At 65.0% G+C, this 20,924-nt stretch carries 17 protein-coding genes; 7 read left to right on the top strand and 10 right to left on the bottom strand.

The features are described from left to right. The first annotated feature begins 28 nt into the window (after positions 1-28). Together AB1Z25_RS02370 and AB1Z25_RS02365 are read left to right on the top strand one after the other, a co-directional pair. Positions 29-1,945, top strand: coding sequence for a sensor histidine kinase (locus AB1Z25_RS02370; protein WP_486636498.1), 1,917 nt, complete (start codon positions 29-31; stop codon positions 1,943-1,945). Beyond that, a complete protein-coding gene (locus AB1Z25_RS02365; RefSeq protein WP_253315077.1) occupies positions 1,923-2,609 on the top strand; it encodes a response regulator transcription factor in 687 nt (228 codons plus the stop codon). The genes AB1Z25_RS02370 and AB1Z25_RS02365 overlap by 23 nt, the downstream gene beginning before the upstream one ends. Positions 2,610-2,672: 63 nt before the next feature. Here the strand turns inward: AB1Z25_RS02365 and ylqF are convergent, their stop codons facing one another. From ylqF to AB1Z25_RS02325, 8 genes are all read right to left on the bottom strand, one after another. Then, positions 2,673-3,608, bottom strand: coding sequence for a ribosome biogenesis GTPase YlqF (gene ylqF / locus AB1Z25_RS02360; RefSeq protein ID WP_107798056.1), 936 nt, complete (start codon positions 3,606-3,608; stop codon positions 2,673-2,675). A gap of 4 nt (positions 3,609-3,612) precedes the next feature. Next, positions 3,613-3,825 (bottom strand): DUF3820 family protein, encoded by a 213-nt coding sequence (locus tag AB1Z25_RS02355; protein WP_019100859.1) that lies wholly within the window; start codon positions 3,823-3,825, stop codon positions 3,613-3,615. A 251-nt stretch (positions 3,826-4,076) separates the two neighbouring features. After that, entirely contained in the window at positions 4,077-4,415 is a 339-nt protein-coding gene (locus AB1Z25_RS02350) for a DUF4870 family protein (RefSeq protein ID WP_107801617.1), read from the bottom strand. A 43-nt stretch (positions 4,416-4,458) separates the two neighbouring features. After that, a complete protein-coding gene (locus tag AB1Z25_RS02345; protein WP_107798055.1) occupies positions 4,459-5,025 on the bottom strand; it encodes a hypothetical protein in 567 nt (188 codons plus the stop codon). A gap of 287 nt (positions 5,026-5,312) precedes the next feature. Continuing rightward, positions 5,313-6,932 carry an electron transfer flavoprotein-ubiquinone oxidoreductase gene (locus AB1Z25_RS02340; protein ID WP_227108533.1) on the bottom strand — a complete coding sequence of 540 codons (1,620 nt, stop codon included), beginning with the start codon at positions 6,930-6,932 and terminating at the stop codon, positions 5,313-5,315. A gap of 101 nt (positions 6,933-7,033) precedes the next feature. After that, positions 7,034-9,418, bottom strand: coding sequence for a mechanosensitive ion channel family protein (locus AB1Z25_RS02335; RefSeq protein WP_486636497.1), 2,385 nt, complete (start codon positions 9,416-9,418; stop codon positions 7,034-7,036). 60 nt (positions 9,419-9,478) lie between these two features. Further along, the gene (locus AB1Z25_RS02330) at positions 9,479-10,672 is read right to left on the bottom strand and encodes a CaiB/BaiF CoA transferase family protein (protein ID WP_486636496.1); all 1,194 of its coding nucleotides are present in this window, start codon (positions 10,670-10,672) and stop codon (positions 9,479-9,481) included. 111 nt (positions 10,673-10,783) lie between these two features. Continuing rightward, positions 10,784-11,971: an acyl-CoA dehydrogenase gene (locus tag AB1Z25_RS02325; RefSeq protein ID WP_227106762.1), complete on the bottom strand. Its 1,188-nt coding sequence runs from the start codon at positions 11,969-11,971 to the stop codon at positions 10,784-10,786. 161 nt (positions 11,972-12,132) lie between these two features. Here AB1Z25_RS02325 and AB1Z25_RS02320 point away from each other — a divergent pair, with 161 nt between their 5' ends. Beyond that, entirely contained in the window at positions 12,133-12,900 is a 768-nt protein-coding gene (locus AB1Z25_RS02320; RefSeq protein ID WP_235084603.1) for an IclR family transcriptional regulator, read from the top strand. Between the two features lie 23 nt (positions 12,901-12,923). Here the strand turns inward: AB1Z25_RS02320 and AB1Z25_RS02315 are convergent, their stop codons facing one another. Both AB1Z25_RS02315 and argB read right to left on the bottom strand, forming a co-directional pair. After that, positions 12,924-13,358 (bottom strand): CBS domain-containing protein, encoded by a 435-nt coding sequence (locus AB1Z25_RS02315; RefSeq protein WP_048414414.1) that lies wholly within the window; start codon positions 13,356-13,358, stop codon positions 12,924-12,926. Positions 13,359-13,505: 147 nt separating this feature from the next. After that, entirely contained in the window at positions 13,506-14,387 is an 882-nt protein-coding gene (argB, locus tag AB1Z25_RS02310) for an acetylglutamate kinase (protein WP_107798050.1), read from the bottom strand. 169 nt (positions 14,388-14,556) lie between these two features. On the opposite strand from argB, the gene AB1Z25_RS02305 reads away from it, so the two are divergent. Genes AB1Z25_RS02305 through AB1Z25_RS02290 form a run of 4 tightly spaced genes read left to right on the top strand, consistent with a single transcriptional unit; the run spans position 14,557 to position 20,706 of the window. Further along, on the top strand, positions 14,557-15,213 hold the full coding sequence (locus AB1Z25_RS02305) for a TetR/AcrR family transcriptional regulator (protein WP_107798049.1): 657 nt from the start codon (positions 14,557-14,559) through the stop codon (positions 15,211-15,213). A 1-nt stretch (position 15,214) separates the two neighbouring features. Then, positions 15,215-16,279 (top strand): efflux RND transporter periplasmic adaptor subunit, encoded by a 1,065-nt coding sequence (locus AB1Z25_RS02300; RefSeq protein WP_227106758.1) that lies wholly within the window; start codon positions 15,215-15,217, stop codon positions 16,277-16,279. 7 nt (positions 16,280-16,286) lie between these two features. Beyond that, a complete protein-coding gene (locus AB1Z25_RS02295) occupies positions 16,287-19,340 on the top strand; it encodes an efflux RND transporter permease subunit (protein WP_253315083.1) in 3,054 nt (1,017 codons plus the stop codon). 55 nt (positions 19,341-19,395) lie between these two features. Further along, entirely contained in the window at positions 19,396-20,706 is a 1,311-nt protein-coding gene (locus AB1Z25_RS02290) for a TolC family outer membrane protein (RefSeq protein ID WP_107798046.1), read from the top strand. The last annotated feature ends 218 nt before the right edge of the window (positions 20,707-20,924 follow it).

Here is a 20,924-nt window from a genome sequence, read left to right as displayed (position 1 = left end):
CAATCCCGAACTTCGAGCCGTTGACCCGATGACACGCGCGCTGTCGACATTGCTGCTGCTGTGCCTGCTCTTGGCCGGCGGCGTCGCGCATGCCGGCTTCCGGACCTTCAGCGAACGGGACGCCGCCGTCTATTGCAGCGCCGACGCCGGCCTGGACATAGACCGCGTCGCCAGCGCCAGCTGGCAGACGCGTTTCCAGCCGCTGCCGGACGGCAAACTGGCGCGCGGCTACGGGCACGACACCTGCTGGCTGCGGCTCAAGCTGAGCGATGTGCCGCCCCGGCCCTGGCTGGAGCTGATTCCCAGCTATTTGGCGCGGCTAAGCCTGTATCAGCGGTTGCCGGACGGCGGCTGGCAACGACGGGACATCGGTTCCTGGCGTCCGGTGTCCGCGATGGAGCTGCCGCTGATCGCCGCCAGTTTTTCCCTGCTGCCGCATGAGCAAACGGTCTTTGTCAAAGTCCAGTCGCTGGCCTTGAACGCGCAGCCGCGCCTGTGGAGCGAGGCGGAACTGGCCGCCCACAACAATCAGCGCCTGCTGCAATTGGGTCTGATCTACGGCTATATGCTGACCATGGTGCTGATCGCGCTGGCGGCCTGGCTGATCACCCGCCGGGCGCAGCACGCCAAGCTGTTCGGCTACATCCTGGCGGTGGCCTGCCACCGCTTCGCCACCGACGGCATGGCCCGCCTGCTGCTGTTTCCGGAACAGCCCCAGATCGCGCTGCTGTGCAATTACGTCGGCCTGGGCGCCGCCGTCATGCTGGGCTGCGCCTATTTCGCCCATCTGCTGGAACTGAAGCGCGACTATCCCCGCACCTACCGGCTATACCAGCTGCAGGCCGCCGCCGGCGCCGCCACCGTGCTGTGCGCCTTGTTCTGGCCCTTTGGCCTCGCTTACAGCATTCCGGTCACCCTCTACGCCATCATCGTCATCAATCTGCTGACCCTGCCGGTCTGCTGGCGGCTGTGGCGGCGCAACGACAGCGGCGACCGCCTGATCGCGCTGCATCTGCCCACCAATCTGGCGCTCAACATCCCCGCGCTGCTATTGCATCTGGGACACATCCCCTATCAATCCTGGATCCAGGAATACGGCCGCCTGGCCGATCTGCCGCCCATCACCCTGCTCTACATCGGCCTGTTCCTGCGCATGCGCACGCTGGAGCGCGAACGCATCGAGGCGCTGCATCAGGCCAGCCAGGCCCAAGCCGACAGCCTGCGTCAGCGCGAGGCGCGCGAAGAGCAGGCCGATCTGCTGGCGATGATCACCCATGAAATCCGCACCCCTGTGGCCATCATCGACGCCGCCAGCAGCAGCCTGCGCCTGCTGGAAGAGGACGCGCCGGCGCCGCCGGTGCTGGCGCAGCGGCAGGCGCGCCACGAACGCATCCAGCGCGCCTTGCAGCGGATGCAGGAATTGATGCGGCTGGCCGAGCAACACGGCCGCGCCGATGTGAGCGACGCCGGCCTGCACAGCCGCCCGCTGGATTTGCTGGAGCTGACCCGGCGCAGCCTGGAACAACTGGACGCGGACGCGCAGCGGCGCTTCTGGCTGCAAAGCGGCGGCGCGCGCATGCCGCTGTGCGGCGACGACCAACTGCTGACGATGCTGCTGCAGAACCTGATGGAAAACGCCCTGAAATACGCGCACCCGGACACGCCCATCCAGATCGGCGTCCACCACCTCGCCGACCGCATCGCCTGGCAAATCAGCGACTACGGCCCCGGCATCGCGCCGGGCCAGGAAGAAGCGATTTTCCAGCGCTTCACCCGCTTGGCGGAAACCAGCAACCGTCCCGGCCTGGGACTGGGCCTGCACCTGGCGCGGCGCATCGCCGTCCAACACGGCGGCGAGCTGGGCCTGGACCCTCACTGGCCGCACGGCGCCAGCTTCATCTTGCATCTACCGAAAGCCGCTCATGACGCACATAGCCTTGCTTGAAGACAACCCGGACCTGCGCGAAGAGCTGCTGTTCCAGCTCAAGCGCTGCGGCTACCAGGCCACCGGCCTCGCCTGCGGCCAGGAGCTGGAACGGCATCTGGCCGAACATCCCTGCCGGCTGCTGATACTGGACCTGGGCTTGCCCGATATCGACGGCATGGCGCTGAGCCGGCGGCTGCGCGCCAGCCACCCCGGCCTGGGGCAAGTCATGCTCACCGCGCGCGGCGCGCTGGACGACAAGGTGCAGGGCCTGCAGCAAGGCGCCGACGCCTATCTGGTCAAACCGACGCCGCTGGCGGAATTGCTGGCCACGCTGGCCAGCGTACTGCGGCGGCTGGACGGCGACGCAGCGGAGCGCGCCGACGGCTGGCGTTACCACGCCGCCAACCGCACGCTGACCGCGCCCAACGGCCAGCAGCTGCACCTGACCCATGCGGAACACCAGGTGATGAGCGCGATGCTGCGGCGCGCGCCGGAACCGGCGCACCGTCGCGAACTGGCGGAGGCGCTGGGCGCCAATTATCTGCACTACGACGAACGCAGACTGGAAACCCTGATCAGCCGCCTGCGACGCAAGCTCAGCGCCATCGCGCCGCAACACAACCCCATCCTGGCGGCCAGGGGCGTGGGCTATGGTTTCAGCGAGCCCTGCCAGCCGCTTTGAGGCGGCAAAAAAAACGCGGCCCGCAATGGGCCGCGCTTGGGCGGAGCAAGAAGGGACGCAGGCTCAGCGGCGGCCGGACTTCTTGCTGTCCCTCTCCTGTTGCCGGGCTTCGCGTTCGGCGGCGCGGATGGCGGCCAATTCCTTGGCGCGCTTTTCCCAGGCCAGCCATTCTTCCGGCCGTTCCAGCGTGATGCGGCCGATATTGCCGTCGCGGAAATCGGTCAGCACGATCTCGGCCGCCTTCTGCACATTGATCTTGCCGCCGGACTGCACCGCGCCGCGCTTGCGGCCTATCATTTCCAGCACCTGCCAATCCTGCTGACCGGCGATATCGTCCAGCTTGTAGCGCGCGCTCAGCTCCGGCGTGTAGTGCTGCATCAGATACTTGAGCAGCTCCAGCGCCACTTCCTCTTCATCCATCGCGTTGCGGCCCACCGCGCCGCTGGCCGCCAGATTGTAGCCGCCCTCTTCCACCTCGATCTTGGGCCACAGCATGCCCGGGGTGTCGAATAGTTCCACGTCGTCGGCCAGGATGATGCGCTGCTCGTTCTTGGTAACGCCGGGCATATTGCCGGTCTTGGCCACCTTGCGGCTGCTCATGCTGTTGATCAGCGTGGACTTGCCCACATTGGGAATGCCGCAGATCAACACCCGCAGCGGCTTTTCCAGGCCGCCGCGCGTCGGCGCCAGCTCGCGGCAGGCGGCCACCAGCTTTTGCGCCGGCGCGCGCTCGCCGGCGTCCATGCCCAGCGCCTGGGTGTTTTTCTTGGCGCGATACCAGTCCAGCCACTGCTGGGTGGCGGCGGCGTCGGCCAAGTCCTGTTTGTTCAGGATCATCAGCCGCGGCTTGCCCTTGGCCATGCGCGCCAGCATGGGATTGGCGCTGGAAGCCGGCAGCCGCGCGTCCAGCATTTCAATGACCACGTCGATGTCTTTCAATCGCTCGGCCACATCCTTGCGGGCCTTGTTCATATGGCCGGGGAACCATTGGATTGCCATGCTTCTAGCGCTTTCTTATCGGATCAAGTAGATAGGTTAGGCCATTATGGTCCAGCTCCTGCATCAATTGCAGCAGGCGGCCAATTTCGCCGGGAGGAAAGCCTTCGCGGGCGAACCAGTTCAGATAGTTGCCGGGCAGGTCGCAGATCAGCGTGCCCTTGTGTTTGCCAAACGGCATGGCCCGGGTCACCAGGCTTTGCAAATCATCGGCTTGCATTGCGCCTCTCGTTCAAACAGCCTGCGCATTGTGCCAAAACCGCGGCCCGCTGGCCATGCCCGCGCCCCTGGCTTGACATGGCGCAAGCGCCGGCCGGGTTTTGCTGGGGGCGGCCAGGCGCGCGGTTTAGCATGTAGGCGGCTTTCAAAAACCAGCGGCCCGCCGGCCGCCCATTTTCCGGTTCGCGCAGAACCTTGCCGGGCGTCGGGCATAGCATATGCCCGCGCCCGCTCTTTTTGTCCGGAGGCCGCTCACTCCGGCATCGGCTTGCCGTCGTTGAAATTCAGGAAACCGCGCACGATGCGGTACACGTACCACACCCAGGTAACGCCCAAAATCACGAAGCCCACCAGGATCCAGGCCAGCGCCACGCCCAACACGGTGCCGAGCAAGGCCCACCAGAAGGTGCGGATCTGCCAACTGAAATGGCTTTCATAGCGCGTGCCGCGCACATCGTCGCGCTTGACGTAGTTGATGATCACCGCCACCAAGCCGGTCAGGCCGACAAACAGGCTGATTGCCTGCAGGATATAGACCACCAGGGTCAGATTATTCAGTTTGCGTTCGTCTTCTTGCGTGATCACGTCCATGGACATCATGCCTCCCCGGCTCAAAATTTATGCAAAACAATTATCAAGATACCCTAGCCAGCAGCGCTTGCAAGCGCTGTTCGCAATGCCGCGTCAACGCCGCTTCCCCTCTGCCGCCGGCCAGGGCCAGCGCCACCTCGGCGCTGCGGCTCCAGGCCTGCAAGCACGATTCGCCGCCGGCGTCCGCCACCAGAATGGGCAAGGCCGGCGCGAACGGCAGGCCGATCTGTTCCGACCAGGCGCGGCAGCGGCGGTTCGCCAGATCCAGCCGGGCAAAGCTCTCCGCCGTCACCAGCACGTGGCTGAGGCCCAGCAGCAGAATGCGCGCGGCCAGCCAATCCGCCGCGTCGGCCAGCTGCGCCGGCGTCTCCCCGCTCCGTTCGCGCCAGCGTTGCGCGGCCAGCAGCATGGCCATCGCGCGCAGCTGCGGCAGCCGGCTTTCCAGCACGCCGCCGTCGCGCCGCGCGGCGGCCATCCACGCGGCGTCCGGCGCCGGGCGGTTGGCGTAGCGTTCGCCGTCGGTCAACACTTTCACCGGAACGGCGTCGCTGGGACACAGCAGGGACCAAGACTGGCGCGCGATTTGCGCGGCATCGCTGACTTCATTCATGGAACGGACCTCCTGGGGTCTGGCCTGGCTTCCGGAGGTCATGTATTTCGGGGAGGAAAAACAAATGCCGCCGGTAGCGCGGCGGCATTTATCGGGAATCTTTACTAGTGCTGGGTCAATCTTTCAGTCCACAGCCATCCCTTGGCGCCGCCGGTGTGCGGTACCAATAAAAATAGCTGTTGAAGAAGGCGAAAGATTGGGTCATGTCGTGCATGCTGCCAACAATAGGCCCGGCTTGTCAAGAAAAACCCCGGAGCATGCTCCGGGGTTTCGCCAGACCATCCCGCTTACATATTGGGATAGTTGGGGCCGCCGCCGCCCTCAGGCACGGTCCAGACGATGTTCTGGGTCGGGTCCTTGATGTCGCAGGTCTTGCAGTGCACGCAGTTCTGCGCGTTGATCTGCAAGCGCGGCTCGCCCTCTTCGCGGCCGACGATCTCATACACCCCGGCCGGGCAGTAGCGTTGTTCCGGCGCGTCGTACTTGGCCAGATTGAACTGCACCGGAACGCTGGCGTCCTTCAGCTTCAGGTGCGGCGGCTGGTCTTCGCCGTGATTGGTGTTGGAAATGAACACCGAGGACAGGCGGTCGAAGGTCAACACCCCGTCCGGCTTGGGATAGGCGATGGGCGCGCACTCGTCGGCCGGCTTCAGGCTCTGATGGTCGGCCTGGTGGTGGCGCAGCGTCCACGGCGCCTTGCCGCGGAACAAAAAGGTGTCCAGCGCCGAATAAATCATCGCCGGCCACAGACCCCAGCGGAACGAGGGCCGAATATTGCGCACCCGGTGCAGTTCCTCGTGCAGCCAGCTTTGCTTGAATTTCTGGCTGTAGGCGGTGGCTTCGCGCGCCGGCTGCTCCTGGCCCAACAGTTCGAACACCGCTTCCGCCGCCAGCATCGCCGACTGCATCGCGGTATGGGTGCCCTTGATCTTGGGCACGTTGAGGAAGCCGGCGGTGTCGCCCACCAGCAGGCCGCCGGGGAAGGTCAGCCGCGGCAGGCTTTGCAGGCCGCCCTCGGTCAGCGCGCGCGCGCCGTAAGACAGCCGGCGGCCGCCTTCGAACACCTTGCGGATGGCCGGATGGGTCTTGAAGCGCTGGAATTCATCGAACGGCGACAGATAGGGGTTCTGGTAATCCAGGCCGATGACGAAGCCGACCACCACCTGATTATTGTCCAGGTGGTACATGAAGGAGCCGCCGTAGGTGGCGGTGTCCACCGGCCAGCCCACGGTATGGGTGATGCTGCCCGGCTGATGCAGTTCCGGCCGTACCTCCCACAATTCCTTGATGCCGATGCCGTAGGTTTGCGGATCGGCGCCGTCGTGCAGGCGGAAACGCTCGAACAGCGTCTTGGTCAAGGAGCCCCTACAGCCTTCGGCGAAGATGGTCTGCTTGGCCCACAGCTCCATGCCAGGTTGCCAGGCGTCGGTTTTCTCGCCGTCCTTGCCGATACCCATATCGCCGGTGGCCACGCCCTTGACCGAGCCGTCCTCGTGATAGAGCACTTCGGCGGCGGCGAAGCCGGGGTAGATTTCCACGCCCAGTTCCTCGGCCTGCTGGCCGAGCCAACGACAGAAATTGCCGAGGCTGACGATGTAGTTGCCGTGATTGTGCATCTGCGGCGGCGTCGGCAGCTGAATGGATTCGGTTTCGGTCAGCAACAGGAAACGGTCGGACTTGGCCTCGGTGTTCAGCGGCGCGCCTTTTTCCTTCCAGTCCGGGATCAACTCATTGAGCACCCGCGGTTCGATCACCGCGCCGGACAGGATGTGGGCGCCGATTTCCGAGCCCTTCTCCAATAGACAGACGCTGATCTCCCGGCCCTGCTCCGCCGCCAGCTGCTTCAGGCGAATCGCCGCGGTCAGCCCGGAGGGGCCGCCGCCGACGATCACCACATCGTATTCCATGTAATCGCGTTCCACTGCATCTCCTTAATCGCGCGCCGGGTTCAAAAGCCCCGCTACCGCATGCATGTTGCATGGCGCGCGATCAAAAATCAAACAACCGTTTAAAAACTGTCAGACGCCCGACCGCCGGCCGCCCGTCTGACTTCAATCTGTAAAGGCTCACCCTGTTGCAAATGCACATCGCGCTGCGGGAAGGGCAGCTCGATGCCGGCCTTGGCCAGCGCGCCGTCTATCATGTGACGCAGATCGCTGGCCACCAGCACGGAATCGGCGTCGCCGATGTCCAACCAGTACTCCAGCTCGAACTCCAGCGCGTCGGCGCCGAAGTTGCTGAACAACACCCGCGGCGGCGGCTCCTTGAGCACCAGGCCGTGACGCTCCGCCTCCGCCAGCAATAGATTGCACACCTCGCGCGGCGGGCTGCCGTAAGCCACGCCGATGGCGATTTTCCGGCGAATCCGCCGGTTGCTGTAAGTCCAGTTGGTCACCGCGCTCTCCACAAAGGTGGAGTTGGGGATCAGCGTCTCGATGCCGTCGCCTGCGCGTACCACCGAAGAACGTAGCCCTATGCTGCTGACGGTGCCGCTGATGCCGCCGACCTGGACGAAGTCGCCCACTTTCAGCGGCCGCTCCACCAAGAGCATCACGCCGCTGATCAGGTTCTTCAGCAGGTTCTGAGTGCCGAAGCCGATGCCGATCGCCAAGGCGCCGCCCAGGAAGGCGAACACCGTCAGTGGAATCTTGACCAGATTGAGCGCGAACACCACCAGCAGGGCGATCACGCAGACATAACTCCAGCGCCACCAGATATTGGCGGCGGCCTCGCTGAAACCCAGCCTATGCGTGGCCAAGCGCCGCAAAGCGCGCAGCAGCGCAGTGCTGGCGGCGTAGCCTATCAGCAGCACCAGGATGGCGCCCAGACTCTTGCCTATGGTCACGCTGCGGGTGGCCTGCACTTTCTGGCCGTTGATCTCCACGCTGTCGTCGGCGCTGAACAGTTCATAATTCCACAGCGCCCGCGCCGCCTGCAACACGCGCTCGCTCAGCCGGCGGGACACCTCCTGCGGCGTGCCCTCCGCCGGCGCGCCGACGTCGAACTCCTGCTGCAACAGCAGAATGCCGGTCAAGGCCGCCTGCACCGGCTGTTGGGCGGCGTTGACGATGTCCAGCCGTTGGCGCAGCAGTTGCAGCATCGCCAGCGCGTGGCCGCCGCCGCGGTCCAGGCCGACTTCATGCTGCACGTCCGCCATCTTGGCCATGGTCAGCTCCGCCTCTTTTTGCAGGTAGTCGCGCACCGCGCCCAATTCCTCGCCGGCCTGACGGCTGGCGCTGGCCACCTCGGCAAGATTGGCCGCCTTGCCGGCGTACAACTGGTAGCGGTACTCCCAGATGCCGCCCTCCTGCGAGTTCGCCTCCTGACGGATGCGCATCAGCTGCACCGCGAGGTCGCTATTGTCCAGAGCCTGGCGCTGCTCGACTGTGCGCTGGGTCAAATCCTGTAACAGCGCGGCCTGCGCCGGCGCGTCCTTTTTCTGCTTCAAGGCCGCCAACTGCCGCTCCAGTTCCTCCAGCTCGGCCTTGACCCGGCGGCGGCGCTGCTCGTGCACGCTCATCTCCCGCTCCAGGCGCAGGCGTTCCTCTCCCAAGCGCCGTTGCACCCCGTCCAGTTCCGCCGGCTGGAAACGGACCTGTTTGCCGACGCCGTCCAGTTGCTTCCGCCACAAGTCCAACTGCGCCTGCAAGGTCTGCTGACGGATGCGCAGCACCTGCCCCAAGGCGTCGAACTGCAGCAATTCCGACGCGCTGATGTCGCGGCGCCAGCGCGCGCCGTCCATCCGCCAGCGCAGCGCCTCGGCCTCGCCGGCCGCGGCCCCTTCCAACTGCTCCCGCGCCTGGCGCAGACTCACCTCGTTGAGCTTGAGGCTGTTGCGCATCGCCTCCTGCATCTGCGACAACATCAGTTGCTGCGCCTGCTGGGTATCCTTTTCCCAGCCGCCGGTCTGCAGGCGGCTGCGCAAGCCCTCCACCAAGGACACCGGATAGGGGCCGGCTTGCGCAAAGCCGCTCCAGTTCCGCAAGGCCTCTTCGGCCTCGGCTTGCTGCCTCAGCCTCTGATCGCGTTCCCCCGCAAGATCCAGCTGCCAGGCGTAAGACGCCACCAAGCGTTCCAGCAAGGCGCGGCGAAACAACAACTCGCCCGGGGTGACGCCGGCCGGCAACTTGTCCAGCTTGATGGTTTCCAATTGATCCAGCGCCTGCTGCGCCTCGGACAGCTTGTCCGCCACGCTGACCGCGGGCGCCGAAGCCGCCGGCTTGGCCGCGGGTCTGGACGCGGCCGGCAAGGCGGCGTAAGCCCCGGCGCAGGACAAGAGCCCGGCAAACAGGCAACAGACGGCAAAGAAGCGGCTCTTCACGCTAGGCATTTCATTGAACAAGCGGTGGACCTTGCCCCGGCGCAGACCGCCGGCGGCAACTCGACGGCGCATTTTCGCACGAATCCGCGCGCGGCACCCAGGCCCAAACCATGCCAAAGGCATTGCCTCGCCTCAGATCACGCCCGCCCCGCGCAGGCGGGCAATGTCCTCGGCGCCATAGCCTGCCTTCTCCAGCAAGGCGTCGGTGTGCTGGCCCAGCCGGGGCGGCGCCTCGCGATATTGCGGCGGCGTGTCCGACAGTTTGATCGGGCAGGCCACCAGGGGCACGGCCTGGCCGTCCAGGCCCGGCAGTTCGATCTGCATCTGACGATGCCGGATTTGCGGATCGGCGAAGGCCTCGTCCACGGTATTGATCGGTCCGCAGGGCACGCCGGCCTGATCCAGCCGCGCCAGCCAGGCGTCACGCGGCTGAGCCAGAAAGCCGGCGGCCAGCAAGGACACCAGCTCGTCCCGGTGCGCGACGCGCTGCGGATTGCTGGCGAAGCGGGGATCGTCGGCCAGTTCCGGGCAGCCTATCAGCTCGCACACCGAGCGGAACTGCCGGTCGTTGCCGCAGGCCAGGATGAAGTGGCCGTCGCCGGCGCATTTGAACACCTGGTAGGGCACAATATTGGGATGGGCGTTGCCCAGGCGCGGCGGCACTGCGCCGCCCACCAGCCAGTTCATATTGACGTTGGCCAGCATCGCCAGCGCGCAGTCAAACAAGGCCATGTCGATATGCTGGCCGCGGCCGCTGCCTTGACGCGCCCACAAGGCGGCCTGGATCGCGTTGGCGGCGTAGAGCCCGGTGAACAGATCGGTGACCGCCACCCCTACCTTATGCGGTTCGCCGTCGGCCGGGCCGGTGATGCTCATCAGGCCGGACATGCCCTGCACGATGTAGTCGTAGCCGGCCATCTGCGCGTACGGCCCGTCCTGGCCGAAGCCGGTGACCGAGCAATACACCAGCCGCGGGTTGAGTTCGGCCAGGCTGGCGTAGTCCAGCCCGTATTTGGCCAGCCCGCCCACCTTGTAGTTTTCGATCAGCACGTCGGCGTCGGCGGCCAGCCGGCGGACGATCTCCTGCCCTTCCGGCTTGGCGATGTCCACGGTCAGCGATTTCTTGCCGCGGTTGGCGCACAGAAAATAGGCGGCGGTGCCGTCCGGCAGGCTGGGCGGCGCCCATTGCCGGGTATCGTCGCCGCAACCCGGGCGCTCCACCTTGATCACTTCCGCGCCCAGGTCGGCCAGCAACTGGCCGGTCCACGGCCCGGCCAATACCCTGGACAAATCCAATACCTTGATGCCTTCCAGCGCGCCCGTCATCTGCGTCTCCCGATACATGCAGCCCATCGAAAAAAAAGCGGCCCGGCAAGCCGGGCCTCCAAGGACAGACAGGAATAACGGCGCGGCCGGCCTCCCGGCCGCGCCGGCTTATCAGGCAAACGCCTGAATACCGGTCTGGGCTCGGCCCAGAATCAAGGCATGCACATCGTGCGTGCCTTCGTAAGTGTTGACCGCCTCCAGGTTCATCACATGGCGGATCACGTGGAATTCGTCGGCAATGCCGTTGCCGCCGTGCATATCGCGCGACAGCCGGGCGATGTCCAGCGCCTTGCCGCAGTTGTTGCGCTTGATCAGCGAGATCATTTCCGGCGCGGCCTTGCCTTCGTCCATCAGGCGCCCCACGCGCAGCGCCGCGTGCAGGCCCAGGGCGATCTCGGTCTGCATATTGGCCAGTTTCAGCTGGATCAATTGATTGGCGGCCAGCGGACGGCCGAACTGCTTGCGGTCCAGCGTGTACTGGCGCGCCGCGTGCCAGCAGAATTCGGCGGCGCCCAGCGCGCCCCAGGCGATGCCGTAGCGCGCCTTGTTCAGGCAGCCGAACGGCCCCTTCAAACCCTTGACGCCCGGCAGGATGGCGTCTTCCGGCACCAGCACGTCGTCCATCACGATCTCGCCGGTGATGGAGGCGCGCAGCGAGAACTTGCCGTGGATCTTGGGCGCGGACAGCCCAGCCATGCCCTTCTCCAGCACAAAGCCGCGGATTTCGTCTTCGTCGTCCTTGGCCCAGACCACGAACACATCGGCCTGCGGGCTGTTGGTGATCCACATCTTGCTGCCGTTGAGCAGATAGCCGCCGTCCACTTTGCGCGCCCGCGTCTTCATGCTGGCCGGGTCCGAGCCGGAATCCGGTTCGGTCAGGCCGAAACAGCCCAGCCATTCGCCGCTGGCCAGCCGCGGCAGGTATTTATCCTTCTGCGCGTCCGAGCCGTAGGCCCAGATCGGATGCATCACCAGGCTGGACTGCACGCTCATCGCCGAGCGGTAGCCGGAATCCACCCGCTCCACTTCGCGCGCCACCAGGCCGTAGGCCACGTGGTTGAGGCCGGCGCAGCCATAGCCTTCTATGGTGCAGCCGAGCAGGCCGAGCTCGCCCATCTCGTTGATGATTTCGCGGTCGAAGCGTTCTTCGCGGTTGGCGCTCAACACCCGCGGAAACAACTTGTCCTGACAGTAGTCATGGGCGCTCTGCTGCACCATGCGTTCTTCTTCGCTCAGGCATTCGGCCAAAAGCAAAGGATCGTCCCAGCTGAACGGCGCGCGACTGGAGGGGGCTGCCATAGGTTCTGTCTCCGCGTTACTTGTTCCGCATTGCGGAACTTGGTTTCACATTGCAGAATAGGCTAATCGTCGCCTGGACGGATGTAAAGCGTTTTTGCGAAACTCGACGCCCGCCCCCGGCGCGCAACCCAAGCGGAGGCTCACGAGACAAGATGGATTCAATGGATTTGGAAACGGACAAGGACAGGCTGTTCGTCACCGCGTTGGCGCGCGGACTGGAAGTGCTGGCGGCGTTTCGCCCCGGCGAACTGGCGCTGTCCAATCAGGAGCTGGCCAAACGCACCGGCCTGCCCAAATCAACAGTGTCGCGTTTGAGCTACACTCTGACCCGCCTGGGCTATCTGGCGCAGGACGAAGCCAGCGGCTACTACCGGCTGGGACTGGCGGTGCTGGCCTTGGGCTCCACGGTGCTCGCCAGCTACGACATCCGCCAGATCGCCGGACCGCTGATGCGCGAGTTCGCGCTGGAGCAAGGCCTGTCCATCAGCCTGGCGCTGCGCGACGGCAGCGATATGGTGTATCTGGAAACCTGCCGCAGCCCGGCCCGCATTTCGGTGCAATTGACCGTGGGCTCGCGGGTGCCCTTGGCCACCACCGCCATCGGCCGCGCTTATTACGCCGGCTTGCCGGCGGCGGAGCAGCCCAAGCTGCAAGCGCTGCTGGCCGCGCGCTACGGCGCGGAGTGGCCGGAAATAGGCGCGCGCCTGGAGGAGGCCCGCCAGGCCTATCTGCGCCAGGGTTATTCAGCGTCTTTCGGAGAATACGAACCGGATGTGATGGCCGTGGGCGTGCACTTGGCCGTGCCCGGCCAGGCGCCGATGGCCTTGAACGCCAGCGGCCCGGCCTTCGCCTTGAGCGAAGGCGCGATGCGCGAACGCATCGCGCCGGCCTTGAAGGCCTTGCGTCAGCGGCTGGCGCCGCTGGGCTGAGCGCGCGGCTCCGTTCGCCGGGCTCAGGCGGACTGGATGTAATGGACCAGGTGGTTGATCACTTGCTCCTGCTCTTCGATGGTGGCGCGCACCAGGTCGCCGATCGACAACATGCCCATCACGTCGCTGCCTTCCAACACCGGCAGGTGGCGAATGCGCTTTTCCGTCATCAGGCCCATGCAGTCGTCCAACGTCTGGCTGGGCGTCACGTAGACCACGCGGCTGGTCATGATGTCGCGCACCTTGGTGCCGGCCGAGGTGCGGCCCTGCAATACGATGCGCCGCGCGTAGTCTCGCTCAGAGAAGATGCCGACGATACCGCCCTCCTCCATCACCAACACCGCGCCGATGTCGTTTTCCGCCATCACCTGCAAGGCCTGGAACACCGTGCTGTCCGGGTTCACGTAGACCAAGGCTCGGTTTGGCTTGCTGTCCAACAACTGTCTTACCGTTTGCATGCATGTCCCCTTTCAAACCGGCAATCCGGCCGTTCCCGTGGCCCCGCCCGCCGCTTGGCGACGCGGACGAGCGCCTACCAATCCACTATAGCGCAGGCTGCGGCGCCTCGGTAAACGCGCGGCGCCCTGCCGGGGCGGAGTCCCGCCTCAAGCCCGGATCATGGTGCCGACGCCGGCGTCAGTCAGGATCTCCAGCAATAGCGCGTGCGGCACGCGGCCATCGATGATGTGCACCGCGTTGACGCCGTTGCGCGCCGCGTCCAAGGCCGAGCTGATCTTGGGCAGCATGCCGCCGTGTATGGTGCCGTCGGCGAACAAGCCGTCCACCTGCTGCGCCGACAGCCCGGTCAACAGCTTGCCGTTCTTGTCGAGCACGCCAGGGGTATTGGTCATCAGCACCAGTTTTTCCGCGCCCAGGGTCTCCGCCAGCTTGCCGGCCACCAGATCCGCGTTGATGTTGTAGGCCTCGCCGTCTTCGCCAACGCCTATCGGCGCCACCACCGGGATGAAGTCCTGACTGTCCAGCAAGGACACCAGCGCCGGATCGATGCTGGAGATTTCGCCCACCTGGCCGATGTCGATCTCATCGTCGGTCTCGGACTTCAAATACATCTTGCTGGCGCGAATGAAATGTCCGTCCTTGCCGGTCAGGCCCACGGCCTTGCCGCCGTGCTTGTTGATCAGCGACACGATTTCCTTGTTCACCAGGCCGCCCAGCACCATTTCCACCAGGTCCATGGTATCCGAGTCGGTCACGCGCATGCCCTGGATGAACTCGCCCTGCTTGCCAACGCGGTTCAGCAGCTCATTGATCTGCGGTCCGCCGCCGTGCACCACCACCGGGTTGATGCCCACCAGCTTGAGCAACACCACGTCCTTGGCGAAGCCCTCTTTCAAAGCCGCGTCGGTCATCGCGTTGCCGCCGTACTTGATGACCAGGGTCTTGCCGGCGAAACGGCGGATATAGGGCAGGGCTTCGGCAAGAATCAGGGCTTTTTCTGCTGCATCGGTCGGCACGGCGTTCTCCATGGTTGCGCCGGGCCGTTGCCGGCCGGCGAGATGACGGTTCTGACCCAATGGTCTGATCTGTTGCATTTTAATCAAGCTTGTTAATGAACTGTGATTTATTAATTGCAGAACAACGGCATTATGCAATACAGTCCACATCATTAATGAACCAGAATTCAGCTATATCACCATGGCCCAAGCCCCCGCCTCGCGCTGGCAGCGCAAAAAAGACGCCCGTCCCAGCGAAATCCTGGACGCCGCGCTGGCCCTGTTCGTAGAGAAAGGCTTCAGCGCCACCAAGATGGAAGACATCGCCCGCGCCGCCGGCGTGACCAAGGGCACGCCCTATCTGTACTTCCAGAACAAGGAAGAAATCTTCAAGGCCATGGTCCGCCACCATCTGTCCAGCCGTCTCGGCGCCTTTGTCGAACTGGAGCAGCAACACACCGGCCCGGTGGGCGAGCTGCTGCAGATTCTGCTGCTCAAATGGTGGGACGAAGTGGGCGCCACGCCGGCCGCCGGCCTGTGCAAGCTGGCCATCGCCGAAGCCACCAATTTTCCGGAGTTGGCGCGTTTCTACACCACGGAAGTGATCTCGCCCTGTCTGCGCATGGTCGAGCACATTCTGCGCCGCGGCATGGACAGCGGGGAATTCCGCGTCCTGCCCATCGCCAGCAGCAGCGACGCCCTGCTGGCGCCGCTGGTGATGGCGATGACCTGGGCCCACTCCTTCGCCAAGGTGGTGCCCGATGTCTGCGGCTACTCGCATCAATACTCCCGCGCGCACCTGAGCGAAGCCCTGCAGTTGGTGCTGCAGGGCCTGAAGAATCCTACCTACGAGAATTGACATGAAAACTGCCGCTCATTGCCTCTGGCTGGGCATCGCCAGCCTGACCCTCGCCGCCTGCAGCAAGCCGGAGGCGCCGCCGGAAGCGCCGCGCCCGGTCCGCTACGTGGTGGCCGGCGCCGCCGCCCAGCAGCAGGGCGATAGCTACGCCGGCGAAATCCGCGCCCGCCACGAGACCAATCTGGCCTTCCGCGTGGCCGGCAAGGTGGTGGCCAAGCTGGCCAATAGCGGTGACCGGGTGAAGAAAGGCCAGACGCTGGCGCGGCTGGACCCCAGCGACTACGCGCTGGACCTGTCGGCCAAACAAGCTCAACTGGCCGCCGCGCAGTCCGATCTCGGCCAGCAGGAACTGAATCTGAAACGCTACCGCGAGCTGCTGGCCAAGCAGTTCGTCAGCCAGTCCCAGGTGGACGGCCAGCAAAACGCGGTCAACGCCGCCCGCGCCAAGGTGGACCAGGCCAGGGCCCAGCTGGCGGCCAGCCGCAATCAGACCGGCTACACCAGCCTGGTGGCGGACGCCGACGGCGTGCTGAGCCAGATGGCCGCCGAACCCGGCCTGGTGGTGGCCGCCGGCCAGCCGATGGCGCGTCTGTCCCAAGACGGCCCGCGCGAGGCCGCGATCCAGGTGCCGGAAAACGCGCTGGACAAGGTGCGCCGCGCCGGACAGTTCCAGGTGCGCTTGTGGAACGGCGGCGCGCCGATGACGGGCACGCTGCGCGAACTGGCGGCCGACGCCGACCCGGCCACCCGCACCTATCCGGCGCGCGTCGCCATCGGCGGCGATTCCAGCCGCCTGCAACTGGGGATGACCGCCAGCGTCGCGCTGCCGGACGCCGCCGACGCGCAGATGCGGCTGCCGCTGACCGCGCTGCTGGACGAGCAGGGCAAGCACTATGTCTGGCTGATCGCCGCCAACGGCAAAGTCGCCCGCCGCGCGGTGACGGTCAGCCGCGTCGACGCCGACTCCGCCACCTTGTCCCAGGGCGTGCAAGCGGGCGACAAGATCGTCACCGCCGGCATCCATCTGCTGCGCGACGGCCAGGCCGTGAAACTGTTGGAGCGCTGAGACGGCCATGAAAAAACTGAACCTGTCGGAATGGGCGCTGCGCCACCAGTCGCTGGTGCGCTATTTGATGGTGATGCTGATGCTGGCCGGCGTCTGGGCTTACACCCAGCTGGGCCAGAAGGAAGACCCGGAATTCACCTTCAAGGCCATGCTGGTGCAAGCCTACTGGCCCGGCGCCGGCACGCTGGAAATGGAACAACAGGTCACCAACAAGCTTGAGGAGAAGCTGCAGGAAATGGGCGAAATCGACTTCGTCCAAAGCTATACCAAGCCCGGTGAAAGCCTGTTGCTGATTTCGGTGCGCGAGGACGTGCCGCCCAAGAACGTGCAGCAGCTCTGGTATCAGGTGCGCAAGAAGATAGGCGATATCCGCGCCACCCTGCCGGCCGACATCCAGGGGCCCTTCTTCAACGACGAGTTCGGCGACACCTTCGGCAATATCTACGCCTTCGCCGGCGACGGCTTCAGCTACGAGGAAGTGCGCCAATACCTGGAGGACGCCAAGCGCGAGATCCTGCGCGTGCCGGATGTGGCCAAGGTCAGCCTGCTGGGCGTGCAGGAGCAGCGCGTCTACGTAGACCTGTCCACCGCCAAGCTGGCTTCGCTGGGCCTGGACACCGGCGCGATCTGGAAAGCCTTGCAACAGCAAAACGCGATGACGCCGTCCGGCGTGTTCGAAACCGCCAGCGACCGCATCTGGGTCCGTCCCACCGGCAACTACGCCAGCGTGGAGGCCATCGCCGCCACCCCGGTCACCGTCAACGGCAAAACCTTCCGCCTCGGCGACATCGCCACGGTCAAACGCGGCTACATCGACCCGCCGCAAAATACCATGCGCTTCAACGGCAAGCCGGTGCTGGGCATGGCCATCACCATGAAGGCCGGCGGCGACGTGCTGCGCCTGGGCAAGAACCTGGACGAGGCCATGCGGCAGATCCAGTCCAAGATGCCGGTGGGTCTGGAGATCCACTCGGTGTCGGACCAACCCAAGGTGGTCAAGAACGCGGTGAGCGAATTCATGCGTTCTCTGGTGGAGGCGGTGGTCATCGTGCTGGCAGTCAGCTTCTTCAGCCTGGGCCTGCGCACCGGCATCGTGGTGGCGCTGTCCATTCCGCTGGTGCTGGCGATGACCTTTCTGGCGATGTATTTCTTCAACATCGACCTGCAACGCATCTCGCTGGGATCGCTGATCATCGCGCTGGGCCTGCTGGTGGACGACGCCATCATCGCGGTGGAAATGATGGCGCTGAAACTGGAGCAGGGCTGGAGCAAGTTCCAGGCCGCCACCTTCGCCTATACCAGCACCGCCTTCCCGATGCTGACCGGCACCCTGATCACCGCCGCCACCTTCCTGCCGGTGGGCATCGCCAAGTCCAATGCCGGCGAATACGTATTCAGCCTGTTCGCCGTGGTGGGCATCGCGCTGGTGCTGTCCTGGATCGTCGCAGTGGTGTTCACCCCCTATCTGGGCTACAAGCTGCTGCCGGAAAACCTGCAACACCACGAGGCGCACGATGTCTACGACAAGCCGTTCTACCGGCGCTTCCGCCGGGTGGTGGAGTGGTGCCTGGAGCGGCGCAAGACCGTGATCGCGCTGACGCTGGCCGCCTTCGTGCTGTCCTTGCTCGCCTTCAAATTGCTGGTGGCCCAGCAATTCTTCCCCTCCTCCAACCGGCCCGAGCTGATGGTGGACATGTGGCTGCCGCGCGGCGCCAGCCATCAGGCCACGGAGCGCGAGGTGGAAAAACTGGAAGCGCTGCTCAAGCGCGACCCGGACATCGTCAGCGTCACCAGCTACGTGGGCAGCGGCAGTCCGCGCTTCTATCTGCCGCTGGATCAGCAGCTGCAGCATCTGAACTACGCGCAGCTGATGTTGATGACCCGCGACGAACATGTGCGCGAAGACGTGAAGAAACGGCTGGAAAAGCTGTTCGACAACGACTTCCCCAATGTCCGCGGCCGGGTGACCCGGCTGGAAAACGGCCCGCCGGTGGGCTACGCGGTGCAATTCCGGGTAATGGGCGAGGACCACGCCAAGGTGCGCGCCATCGCCGCCCAGGTGGAGGCGCTGATGCGCGCGCATCCGTCCACCCGCCAGGTCAACATCAATTGGGGCGAGCAGGTGAAGGCGCTGCGCATCCGCATCGATCAGGACAAGGCGCGCGCGCTCGGCCTGTCCTCGCAGCAATTGTCCCAGCAATTGCAGATGCTGATTTCCGGCGCCGCCGTCACCAGCTTCCGCGAAGGCGACCAGGCCATTGCCATCGTCGCCCGGCTCAATCCGGACGAGCGCAAGAACGTCGCCGGCCTCGGCAATTTGATGATACAAACCGGCAGCGGCCGCTTCGTGCCGGTGTCGCAAATCGGACACATCGAATACCAGCCTGAGGAAAGCATCATCTGGCGGCGCAACCGCCTGCCCGCCATCACCGTGAGCGCGGACCCGGCGGAAGGCGCCCAGGGCGCGGACATCTCCCGGCAGTTGCAGCCCAAGATGCAAGAATTGGAGCGGACGCTGCCGCTGGGCTATCACATCGAAACCGGCGGCAGTATGGAGTCCAGCGCCAAATCGCAAAAAGCCATCGCCGCGGTGGCGCCGCTGATGCTGGTGGTGGTGGTGACCCTGCTGATGTTGCAGTTGCACAGCGTGCAGCGCACCATCATGGTGCTGCTGACCGCGCCGCTGGGCATGATAGGCGTGACGCTGACCCTGATCGCCTTCAGCGCGCCCTTCGGCTTCGTCGCCATGCTGGGGGTGATCGCGCTGTCCGGCATGATCATGCGCAACTCGGTTATCCTAGTCGATCAGATCGAGCACGATATTCGCGACGGCATCGATCCCTGGCATGCGATTGTCGGCTCCACAATTAGACGTTTTAGGCCTATCATGCTGACGGCATTGGCGGCGATCCTGGCGATGATCCCGCTGAGCCGCAGCACGTTCTGGGGACCGATGGCCGTGGCCATCATGGGCGGGCTGCTGGTGGCCACGGTGCTGACCCTGCTGTTCCTGCCGGCGCTGTACGCGCAATGGTTCAAGATACGGCGGCCTCCGGCCTGACGGCGCCTTGCCGCCACACACAAGCACACAAAACAAACCGAGCAAATAAACACCAATGAACAAGACCCGATTCCGCTCGCCCCTGCTGGGCAGCCTGTTGCTGCTGGGCTTCGCCCTGCCGGTCCACGCTTTCGACCTGGTGGAAGCCTGGCGCGCCGCCCGCGACTACAACGCCGACTTCGCCGCCGCGCGCTCCGACCTGGACGCCGGCCGCGAAAAAGCGCCGCAGGGCCGCGCGCTGCTGATGCCCCAGGTCGGCGCCACCGCCAATTACAATTACACCAATCCGATCGCGCCGGCCGGCCAGGGCCGTTACGACTCCACCACCTACGGCGTCAATCTGCAGCAGCCGCTATTCGACGTGGGCAAATACACCGGCTATCAAAAAGGCAAACTGGCGACGCAGCAGGCGGAAACCAGCTTCAGCGCCGCCGAACAGCAGTTGATCCTGGACACCTCGCAGGCCTATTTCAACGTGCTGCTGGCCAAGGACACCCTGTCCGCCACCAGCGCCAGCAAGAAAACCTTCCAGCAACAACTGGAGCAGGCCAAGACCGCCTTCGAAGTGGGCACCGCCACCATCACCGACACGCACGAGGCTCAGGCCGGCTACGACGGCGCGGTGGCCCAGGAAATCAAGGCGATCAACAGCCTGGAGCTGGCGGAAAACAATCTGCGCCGCGTCACCGGGCTGGACCCCAAGACCATCCAGCCGGTGCTGGACAAACTGCCGCTGGAACTGCCGACCCCGGCCACGCTGGAAGCCTGGATCGGGCTGGCCCTGCGCAACAGCCTGAGCATCAAGACCGCCGAGCAGGCGCTGGAGATCGCCGACAAGAACGTCACCGAGAAAAAGGGCGGCCACCTGCCGGTGATCAGCCTGACCGCCGGCTACAGCGACACCCAGACCCGCGCCCCGATGCAGCAGCCGCACACCCGCGGCAGCAGCATAGGCGTCGGCGTCACCCTGCCCCTGTTCGCCGGCGGCGGCATCAATTCGCAAGTGCGCGAGGCGGCGGCGCAGCAGGAGTCCGCCAAGGACAAGCTGGAAGCCACCCGACGCCAGGTGCGCGAAGACGTGCGCCGCACCTTCCTCGGCGTCACCAATGGCGCGGCGCTGGTGCGGGCCCAGGAACAGCTGCTGATCTCGGCCAAGAGCAAGGTGGAATCCACCCGCCTGGGCAAGGAGGTCGGCATCCGCACCAATATCGATCTGCTGCAGGCCGAACAGGCTTACTACTCGACGCTGACCAGCCTGGCCACCGCCAAGTACGAGTATCTGATCGCGCGGCTGTCCTTATCCCAGGCCGCCGGCCAATTGGATAGCGAGGTACTGAGCAAGGTCAACGCCGTCATCCGCCGTTAAGAACCTGTTTACGATCTGCTGCGCGTCGGCGATACGGCGTTGAAAACAGCATTCGAAATGCTCATGTACCACGTGTACATTCCGCTTTCTCAGCCGTTTTCGCCTTGTCTCGCCTTAGCTCGCGAGATCGTAAACACGTCCTAAGACCCCTTCTCCGCGGCCATGCCAGCCGGCGTGGTCGCCACCTCCCCATCCCTTCCGCACTCCTCCGCTGGCAT

This window comes from Chromobacterium sp. HL1, assembly GCF_057418835.1.
Note: the sequence above shows the minus strand (reverse complement) of the source record. Positions and strands in the feature narration are given on the sequence as shown.